The sequence below is a fragment of the Streptomyces sp. NPDC059248 genome (assembly GCF_042753905.1).
In the GTDB taxonomy this organism is placed as follows: domain Bacteria; phylum Actinomycetota; class Actinomycetes; order Streptomycetales; family Streptomycetaceae; genus Streptomyces.
The window spans coordinates 56813-65495 of the sequence record NZ_JBHYZV010000045.1 but is presented as its reverse complement, the minus strand read 5'-3'; the positions used below and the strand labels follow the sequence as shown (position 1 = coordinate 65495).

Annotated in this window: 8 protein-coding genes; 1 reads left to right on the top strand and 7 read right to left on the bottom strand. The window is 72.3% G+C overall.

Annotated features, from left to right (window positions below; genetic code table 11):
• Positions 1–91: 91 nt before the first annotated feature.
• The gene (locus ACFXG1_RS20410; protein ID WP_384718506.1) at positions 92–862 is read right to left on the bottom strand and encodes a methyltransferase domain-containing protein; all 771 of its coding nucleotides are present in this window, start codon (positions 860–862) and stop codon (positions 92–94) included.
• A 430-nt stretch (positions 863–1292) separates the two neighbouring features.
• Here ACFXG1_RS20410 and ACFXG1_RS20405 point away from each other — a divergent pair, with 430 nt between their 5' ends.
• The gene (locus ACFXG1_RS20405) at positions 1293–1949 is read left to right on the top strand and encodes a phosphatase PAP2 family protein (RefSeq protein WP_384718508.1); all 657 of its coding nucleotides are present in this window, start codon (positions 1293–1295) and stop codon (positions 1947–1949) included.
• Positions 1950–1987: 38 nt separating this feature from the next.
• On the opposite strand, the gene ACFXG1_RS20400 is transcribed toward ACFXG1_RS20405, so the two are convergent.
• Genes ACFXG1_RS20400 through ACFXG1_RS20375 form a run of 6 tightly spaced genes read right to left on the bottom strand, consistent with a single transcriptional unit; the run spans position 1988 to position 8680 of the window.
• Positions 1988–3313 (bottom strand): glutamate-1-semialdehyde 2,1-aminomutase, encoded by a 1326-nt coding sequence (locus ACFXG1_RS20400; RefSeq protein WP_384718510.1) that lies wholly within the window; start codon positions 3311–3313, stop codon positions 1988–1990.
• A gap of 7 nt (positions 3314–3320) precedes the next feature.
• Positions 3321–3872: a dTDP-4-dehydrorhamnose 3,5-epimerase family protein gene (locus tag ACFXG1_RS20395; RefSeq protein WP_384718512.1), complete on the bottom strand. Its 552-nt coding sequence runs from the start codon at positions 3870–3872 to the stop codon at positions 3321–3323.
• Positions 3869–5155, bottom strand: coding sequence for a polysaccharide pyruvyl transferase family protein (locus tag ACFXG1_RS20390; protein ID WP_384718514.1), 1287 nt, complete (start codon positions 5153–5155; stop codon positions 3869–3871). The genes ACFXG1_RS20395 and ACFXG1_RS20390 overlap by 4 nt, the downstream gene beginning before the upstream one ends.
• Positions 5152–6099, bottom strand: coding sequence for a glycosyltransferase family 2 protein (locus ACFXG1_RS20385; protein WP_384743936.1), 948 nt, complete (start codon positions 6097–6099; stop codon positions 5152–5154). The genes ACFXG1_RS20390 and ACFXG1_RS20385 overlap by 4 nt, the downstream gene beginning before the upstream one ends.
• Complete coding sequence (locus tag ACFXG1_RS20380) at positions 6096–7430, bottom strand: hypothetical protein (RefSeq protein WP_384743934.1); 1335 nt, start codon at positions 7428–7430, stop codon at positions 6096–6098. Before ACFXG1_RS20380 ends, ACFXG1_RS20385 begins: the two co-directional genes overlap by 4 nt.
• The gene (locus ACFXG1_RS20375) at positions 7427–8680 is read right to left on the bottom strand and encodes a DUF4910 domain-containing protein (RefSeq protein ID WP_384719601.1); all 1254 of its coding nucleotides are present in this window, start codon (positions 8678–8680) and stop codon (positions 7427–7429) included. The genes ACFXG1_RS20380 and ACFXG1_RS20375 overlap by 4 nt, the downstream gene beginning before the upstream one ends.
• Between the last annotated feature and the right edge of the window lie 3 nt (positions 8681–8683).

Genomic DNA, 8683 nt, shown 5'->3' with positions numbered 1-8683 from the left:
CCGGTCCGGCAGCAACGGCTCGATCCGCGCCCACTGCGCGTCAGTCAACGACACACATCAACCAACGATCAGATGATCCGAGAGAAACGCCCTAGGCCTCTTTCTCGAAGACGAGCACCTCTGTGGAACCGACGCCCAGGGGCGCCAGGAAGCCGGCTCGCAGGGTGCAGCCGAGGGTCGCGAAGAGGTCGACGCAGGCCCGGCGGGGCATGGCGGCGGGGAAGGAGCCGTGTCCCGCGCCGCCCTCGGTCGCCCAGACACCGATCGTGGCCGGGTCCAGGCAGGTCTCCGTCATGACGTCGAAGACGATCCGGCCACCGGGTCGCGTGACGCGTGCCATCTCGTAGAAGTAGCGGACGGCGAAGAGGAACGTCACGGTGTTGAAGACCTTGTGGGCCTGTACGAGGTCGATACTGCCGTCGGGTGTCGGGGCGAGACTGGACCCCGCGGTCGGCAGGGCGACGACACCGAAGGTCTCCACCAGATAGTCGGACCAGGGGTCCGCCGTCTCATAGATCTCGTAGCGGCTCGGTGAACACTCCTTGAGTGTCTTCTCCAGATACCGTCCGGACCCGGGGCCGATCTCCAGCACCGTTTTCGGATCGGCGGCGAAGACACCGAGAGCACCGAGTTCGTCGACCGTCGACTGGGTGGCGCCGGGTGTCCCGTTCATCACCTCGTCGATGTAGTCACCGACCGACAGTCCGGCCGCCCGCGCGGCCCGCATCGTCGGTTCGAACGGAATGAAGTCGTCGATTCCGCGCAGATTGTTGGCGCTGCGCACGATGTCGAATCCGGTACGTCCCAGGAGCCGCTTGGCCCCCGACTTCAGTGCGGATGTTCTGCTGCCTGCTGCCGTCATGAAGTACGACCCCCCAGGTCATCTGCGCCATCGGAGCCAGCATAGGATCGCGGGCGCGCAGGCGCAGCGGGACGGCGAATTCGCCGTACGGCTGTCGAGAACCGGTCCATCACAGGGGATTCCACGTCCGAAATCCGCCTTTCCGATACGGCCGAATACCGATCCGCCCATAGGGGGCGCGGTGCGGACTTTCCGACAGCGGTTCGCCACGGCCGATTGTTGGCTAGGGTGGCAAGCCGGAGACTTCTTCCGACGCCTGTCACCACGTCGTCCGGAAGAAAAACGAGTTCGGCGCCCGTAGCGCGGACTGATGCGAAGACGGCGATATCGCCGCGGTCGTACGCGACATGGCGCCATCGGCCCCACGGGAGGGCGAGTGCATCGCATCGGCACGGCGGGCCACCGCGGATCGACCGGACGCGAAGGGCCGGTGAACGACCGGCCGGCGGCTCCGGTACTGCCCCCGTCGCTGCGCGCGCCGCTCGGGCTGGTCGCGGCCCTCGCCGCGCTGATGGTCGCCGGGCTCGGCGTCCTGTACGCGGGCCACAGCGGGCCCGGCGGGCTCGACGCCTGGCCCCGGCCGGCGGTGGACGGGGTACGGCCGCCGTGGCGGTACGCCGCCCTGGCCACGGACTTCCTGGGCGAGCCCGCCGGAGCCGCGGCGCTGCTCGTGGCCGCGGTGACGGGCTGCCTGCTGCTGCGGCTGCCGCGCGCGGCGGTCCTCGTCGTGGCCGGATCCGTACTGACCGTGGGGACGACGAAGCTGCTCAAGCCCCTGGTGGAGCGCACCATCAACGACGGGCATCTGTCCTATCCGAGCGGCCATACCGCCTTCCTCACCGCGTTCGCCCTCATGGTGGCGCTGTTCGCGGCCGGGCGGCTCGGCCTCGGCAGGGCGGCCGGCCTCTCGCTCGTGCTCGCCGCCGCGCTGGTCGCCGGTGCCGTCATGGGCTGGGCCCAGGTCGCCCTGAGCGCGCACTACCCGACCGATGTCATCGGCGGCTGGGGCACGGCGACGGCGGTGGTCCCGGCGACCGCGTGGCTGGTCGACCGGACGGCCGACGCCGCTCGCCGGGCGCGCCGCTGACATCGTGTCCGGCCGCGCGACGATCTGCTGACGCCGGGTCATGCCCGGCGGCGGAACACGGGTTTCACCGCTCGCCCGGCCAGCCACGGGGTGGGGTCGGCCGCGTCCAGGGCCTTCCGGTACACCGCGCATGCCTGGGCCACCGTGTCGACGGTGCGGTCGATGTCGGCGTCGTCGAGCGCGCTGCTGACGACGAACGACGGGGCGAGCACCCCGCCCGCGATGAGCCGGCGCAGGAACAGGGTGCGGTACTCCTGCGACGGCCGCCCGTTCCCGTCGAGGGTGGCGAAGACCAGGTTGCTGGCCCGGCCCCGGACGACGATGTGGTCGCCGACGCCCATACTGGCGGCGGCGTCGCGGACTCCGGCGGCCAGCCGCTCGCCGAGGGCGTGCAGCCGTGCGGTGACACCTTCCTCGGTGTAGGTGGCGAGCACGGCCATCGCGGCGGCCAGGGAGTGGGTCTCCGCGCCGTTCGTGGTGGACAGCAGGAACACCCGGTCGCCGGAGTGGCGCAGTCCGCCGCGTTCCATCAGCTCGCGGCGCCCGGCGAGCGCGGCGACGGCGAACCCGTTGCCCAGCGCCTTGCCGAACGTGGAGAGGTCGGGGACGACACCGTAGAGGCCCTGGGCGCCCGCCTCGGACCAGCGGAAACCGGTGATCATCTCGTCGAAGACCAGGACGCAGCCGTGCCGGTCGGCCAGTTCGCGCAGGCCCACGAGATACCCGGCCGGGGGCTCGGTGTGGGTGGCCGGTTCGAGAATGAGACAGGCAACCTCGTCCCGGTACCGGGTGAGCAGCTCCTCCGTGGCGGCCAGGTCACCGTAGGGGAACGCCACGGTCAGCTCGGTGGACGCGGCCGGAATGCCGGCGGACATCGGTGTGGTGCCGATGAACCAGTCGTCGACGGAGAAGAACGGATGGTCGCCGCAGACGGCCACCCGCGGGCGTCCGGTGACGGCGCGGGCGAGGCGTACCGCGGCGCTGGTGGCGTCGGAGCCGTTCTTCGCGAACTTCACCATGTCGGCGGTCGGTACGGTGGCCAGGAAGCGTTCCGCGGCTTCGGCTTCCAGGATGGACGGCCGGACGAAGTTGCTGCCGCGGTCGAGCTCCCGGCGCACCGCCTCGACCACCCGTGGATGGGCGTGGCCGAGGCTGACCGACCGCAGGCCGGAGCCGTACTCGATATAGCGGTTGCCGTCGACGTCCCACACATGGGCACCGCGGCCGTGGCTGATGACCGGGGCCAGGTTCTCGGGATACTGGTCGTCGCCCTTGGCGTAGGTGTGCGCGCCACCGGGGATCACGGCGTGCAGGCGCTCGTTCGCCAGCCGCGACCGGGGCAGCAGGAACTCTTCGGGGTCCATGCCGGCCTCAGCTCTCTCGTTCCTTCAGGACCCGGGCGAGTCCGGGCGCCTCCCGGTCCCGCCGGGACATCGACGCGACCGGCAGCGGCCACGGAATGGCCAGCTCCGGATCGTCGTGGGCGATCGTCACGTCCTCGGCCGGATCGTGCGGGCGGTCGATCCGGTACGAGACGTCGGCGGTGTCGGTCAGCGTCTGGAAGCCGTGCGCGCACCCCGCCGGGATGTAGAGCGTCGACTGCGTCTCGCCGGACAGTTCGAAGACGGCCCGGTTGAGGTAGGTCGGCGAGTCCGCCCGCAGGTCGACGAAGACGTCGAAGATCCGGCCGTACGAGCACCGCACCAGTTTGGCCTCGCCTGCGCCGGAGCGCAGATGCAGGCCGCGCAGCACTCCCAGGGCCGAGCGGGACACACTGTCCTGGACGAAGGCGTCCGGGTCGAGGCCCACCGAGCGGACCACGTCGGCGTCGAACGTACGGCAGAAGAAGCCGCGTTCGTCGGCGTACCTGACCGGTTCGAACAGATACGCGCCGGCGATCTCCGGGATTCCGGTCGCCTTCATGAAGCCTCCCGCAGGGCGTGGGTGTCGTGAGTGTCGTGAGTGCGGCCGGTCGCCGGGGACGCCGGGAAGAGGGCCGCGGTCAGGGCGGTGAACTGGTGCGCCAGGAGCCGGGCGGTGACCAGGTTCCGTTCGGTGAGGGTCCTTCGCAGCTCGGCCGCGCTCCGTTCCAGGTCCCGGAACTGTGCGAGCAGCCGGTCGGCGTCGACCTCGCGGGCCGGGTGGCGGTACGCGTCGAGGCCCATCCGGGCCATGAGCGCATCGCTCTTCGCCGCGTAGCTGAGGGCGAGCGTCGGCGTACAGACCCTCAGCGCGCAGACCAGGTTGTGGTAACGGGTCGCCACCACGGCGTCGGCGGCAGCCGTCTCCCGCATGAGGTCGGCGAGCGACGCCGTCTCGGCGGCGGTGACCAGCGGTGAGTCCACCGCGTCGAGGATCGCGGCGACCACCGGCGCGTCGCACGCGTCGCCGGTGAGCAGCCGGACCGGTCTGCCGTCGTCGGCCAGCGCGCGGACGAAGCGGGTCGTCCCCTCCAGGTAGCGCCGGTGGATCTCGTCGGCCCTGGCGCGGTCGTCGTCGTCGCCGTGGAAGGCCATGACACCGACGCAGACCGGGCGCGGCACGCCTGTTGACCCGCCGGGCCCGTTCGGTTCCGGTGTCGGCTCCGAGTCCGGGGCCGGCAGGGCGAAGGCGAGGTCGGGGTAGACCTCGTCGCGCGCGGTGTCCACGCCCATCGCCCGCATCGCGTCGCGGGACAGCGTGTCCCGGTACGACCGGTAGGCGGCGAGCCGCGCCGACCAGCGCACCAGGGCCCGGGTCGAGCGGCGGCGGATCGGGGCCGCGCCGACCCCGACCAGAGCAACCCGGGTGCCGCAGAGCCGGCCGGTGGCGGCGAGCAGGAACAGCGCGTACGGGAAGCCCCAGGGCCGCAGCGGCAGGGTGGCTTCCAGGACGCCCATGCCCGGCACGATCACCACGTCGTGCCCGCGCACCCAGGCGGCGGTGCGGAAGACGTCGACGAGTTTGCCGAGGCCCTTTCCGGCGATCGCGCCCGCGCGCGACGCGGTCCGGTACTCGCCCCGGTACCAGTGCAGCCGGGTCGCGGGGATCCCGTACCGGGCCGTGACGACCCCGGGTCCGCCGCAGAGCGCGTCCACCACCGCCGCCGGGTGCTCGGCGCGGAGGTAGCCGAGTACGGCTTCGAGCGATCCGTCGTTGCCGAGGTTGCCGGAGCCGAGCAGTCCGAACACCCCGACCCGTACCGGCGTTCCGTCTCCGGGCTTCATATCCGCCTGCCTTCCCGGCCGGCGACGAGGGCGTCGACGGAGACGGTGAGCCGGTCCGGGTCGGCCGGGGCGCGGTCCTCGACCCGCTCACCGGCGCCCGGCCTGGCCCGGCTGGCCATCCAGGCGGCCAGATGGCGGTAGCACGCGCGCCGGTCGGCCGGGGAGAGCGGCGCCCGCCGGATCGCGGCGACGAAGCCCCAGACGTATTCGGCGAGCAGCCGGGGCGTCGGGTGCAGCGGGCCCGCCCGGCGCGGGTCCAGATTGACGCACCGGGAGCGCTTGGAGGGGTTGGCCCGCTCGGCGCGGGTGGGATGGTCGCGGCGGAAGTACAGCAGCTCGGGAACCTGGTGGAAGGGCCCGTGCAGGCCGATCTCGGTGACGAAGGTGCGGTCCGCGTGGTGGTAGCTGTCGTGCGGCTTCACCCGGCGCAGCACATCGGCCCGGATCACACCGTAGAAGTCGTCGCCGCCGGGCTCGAACAGCATGCTGCGGAAGCGTTCCGGCGCGTGCGGTGAGCCGGTGGCGAGCCCGTACGCGTACGGGACCTTCACCCGGCCTTCGCCGTCGATGACGGCCTGGTCGGCGTGGGCGAGGACGACGTCCGGCCGTTCGTCCAGCGCCTCCACGCAGCGCCGCAGCAGGTCGCGGGCGTACAGGTCGTCGTGCGACGCCCATTTGAACAGCTCGCCGCGGCACTCGGTGAACACATAGTTGTGGTTGGGCGCGGCACCGATGTTGCGGGGCAGCCGGATGTAGCGGATACGCGGGTCCCGCGCGGCGTACCGGCGGCAGATGTCCTGGGTGCCGTCGGTCGACGCGTTGTCGGAGACGACCAGCTCGTACTCCTCGTAGGTCTGCCCGAGGAGGGCGTCGAACGACTCGGCGAGGTACTCCTCGCCGTTGTACACGGGCAGGCCGATGCTCAGCCGGGGTCGGGCGGTCATGAGGTCCTCACTTCACGGATGGGTTCCTGGTGGCGCTCGCGCAGGGCGGACCGCAGATGCAGCCACCACACGGCCGAGCCGGTGACGGTCGCGGCGGCCACGCCCCAGGCCGAGCCGGCCGTGCCGGCGGCGGCCGCTCCGCCGAGCCCACCGCCGACGTAGCAGACAGAGGCGAAGAGTTGGCTGCGCAGGCTGCGCCGGGCCGCGGCGAGGGCCCGCAGCCCGGCCGCTGCGCCGGTGCCGAGGCTCGCGCCCACGACACCGAGCGTGGCGGGCACGATGAGCTCCGACGCGGGATGCCAGACGCCGCCGAGTACGAAGGTGCCGAACCGGTCCGGCACCAGCAGCAGCGCCCCGCCCCAGAGCAGCGCGGCGGCGGCCTGCCCGGCGCCGAGCAGGAGGCAGAACGAGCGGAGCCGGTGCGGGGCCTGCCGCAGGACCCGTGCCGCCTCCGGGACGGTGACCAGCGACAGCCCCATCAGCACCGCGAGGAAGGGCCCGAGCAGCAGTTCGGCGCCGCGGATCACACCGACGGCGCCGACCCCGACGATGGCGCCGAGCCCGTACGCGCGCAGTTGGGCCGCGCCGCTGATGCCGGCGTTCTCGACCAGATACCGGTAGCCGAGGTCGCGGTGGGCGCGGAGCCAGTCGCGCGCGCCGGTCACCCGGGGCCGGATGCCGGACTGGAGGCAGCCGTATCCGGCGGCCACCGCGGCGGCCGCGCCCCAGGCGATGACGAACGCGGCCACACTGCCCACGCGGGCGGCCACCACCATGGCGGGGACGAGCGCGACGGCCCCCAGGAGGTCGTTGGCGAACGCCTTCCGCCCCGTACCGGCGGCGAAGAACGAGTACCGCCAGGCGTCCTGGAGCAGCAGGCCCGGCAGCACGACGCCCAGGCAGGCGAACGCGAGCCCCAGATCGCCGCCGACACTGAGACCGGCGGCCAGGCACACCGCGCCGACCACGGCCCCGACGGCGAGCGCGGTACCGGACGACCGGGCCGCCGCCGCCCGCCAGGACGCCTCCGGCACACCGCTGAAGCGCACCACGAGCGGGTCGGTGGCCAGCCCGCGGGAGACGCCGAGCATGACCCCGTAGGTCACCCAGGCCAGGCTGAACACGCCGAACGCGGCCAGCCCCAGCGACCGGGCGACATAGATGCCCACCGCGAAGTTGGTCATGCTGCAGACCGCCTGGTCGGCCAGTCCCCAGGAGAGCCGTCCCGCCAGGGCCCGCCCGGCGGCGGGCCGGGCGGGTCCGGTGGGTCCGGTGGGTCCGGCCCGGTCCGCCGAGGTCGTCTTCCGCTTCCCGGTGGCCATCGGTGTCATGCCTTGATCAGCCCGGCGGCGCCCAGGGCGTCGGCCGCGTCGGCGACGGTGTCGAACGGCAGCCCGGACCGCTCGGCGACCTCCAGCAGATCGTGCTCGCCGTCGGAGAGGCTGAGCACCCAGAGCATCGCCATCTGGGCCTCCTTCGCGTCGCTGCGGCCGCCGAGCGCGTCGTACAACCCGCGTCGGCCCAGCTGGGGTTCGCCGTAGGGGCTGAGGTTGAGATACCGCCGGTTGCGGTCCAGCACGGCGAACGCCTCGCGGCAGACGGCGAGGGTGTCCGCCAGCTTCTCCGGGAGGACGAAGTCCGGATTGTCCGCCGAGGTGTGGTATTCGGGGTAGCCGGCGTACGGGGTACGGCTGAGGGAGCCCACACCGAGGTCGAAGCCGGGCGAGCAGAACTGCCGCTCGTCGTAGCCGTAGGGAGTGAACTCGTTGATCTGGTGCGGACGTTCCGACGTGGTGAGGACGTATCGCATCACCCGGTCGATCTCCGCGTCCCCGCGTCTGCTCCGCTTGTACGTCAGCCGGCCCCGGTCACCGGCGCAGGCCAGCACCAGCCCGTGTGCGACCCGTTCCACGCGTTCCGCGTTACGGGCGAGCCAGGTGATCGCGCCGATGGTGCCGGGGGCGAAGAGGAACCGGTAGGTGTAGTACGGGGTCTCCGCCGCCAGCGCCCGGGCCAGGAACACCGCCACGGCGATACCGGCCAGGTTGTCGTTGGCCAGGGACGGGTGGCAGACATGGCAGGAGACGATCACCTCGTCGGGGACCTGTCCGGGGACCACGTACTCGGCGTAGGTGAGATGGCCGTCCGCGAGGGTGGAGTCGATACGGACCTCGTAGTCGCCGTCCGGCAGCGCGTCCAGGACCTCCTGGGCCAGGCAGAACCCCCATCGCGGCTGATAGTAGCTGGTGCGGTACGGCACCCAGCCCGGGTGGTCCGGCAGGGTGTACAGGTGTTCCCGCAGTTCGGCCAGCGGCATGGTGGCCGACACGGGCACGCTGTAGCCGAGGACGTGCAGGCTGGACGCGGCGAAGTCGACGACGCGGCGGCCGGTGGCGTCGGCGATGTACGCGTCCCGGATGTTCCACTCCTGCGGCACGGTCCAGTCCAGTACCCGGGTCCCGGTGGGTACCTCGTGCACCTGGAGCGGAAGGTACTCGCCCACGATGTCCAGGGTGGCGCGCACCCCGTCGCCCGTGATGCTCCGGCAGAGCGGGTAGAGCCGCTCCACCAGGGCGTGCATCCG

What these genes read in the sequence shown, in the direction of transcription:
- ACFXG1_RS20410 (WP_384718506.1), bottom strand. Translation starts at nt 862, where the DNA reads ATGACGGCAGCAGGCAGCAGAACATCCGCACTGAAGTCGGGGGCCAAG.
- ACFXG1_RS20400 (WP_384718510.1), bottom strand. Translation starts at nt 3,313, where the DNA reads ATGGACCCCGAAGAGTTCCTGCTGCCCCGGTCGCGGCTGGCGAACGAG.
- ACFXG1_RS20395 (WP_384718512.1), bottom strand. Translation starts at nt 3,872, where the DNA reads ATGAAGGCGACCGGAATCCCGGAGATCGCCGGCGCGTATCTGTTCGAA.
- ACFXG1_RS20390 (WP_384718514.1), bottom strand. Translation starts at nt 5,155, where the DNA reads ATGAAGCCCGGAGACGGAACGCCGGTACGGGTCGGGGTGTTCGGACTG.
- ACFXG1_RS20385 (WP_384743936.1), bottom strand. Translation starts at nt 6,099, where the DNA reads ATGACCGCCCGACCCCGGCTGAGCATCGGCCTGCCCGTGTACAACGGC.
- ACFXG1_RS20380 (WP_384743934.1), bottom strand. Translation starts at nt 7,430, where the DNA reads ATGACACCGATGGCCACCGGGAAGCGGAAGACGACCTCGGCGGACCGG.
- ACFXG1_RS20375 (WP_384719601.1), bottom strand. Translation starts at nt 8,680, where the DNA reads ATGCACGCCCTGGTGGAGCGGCTCTACCCGCTCTGCCGGAGCATCACG.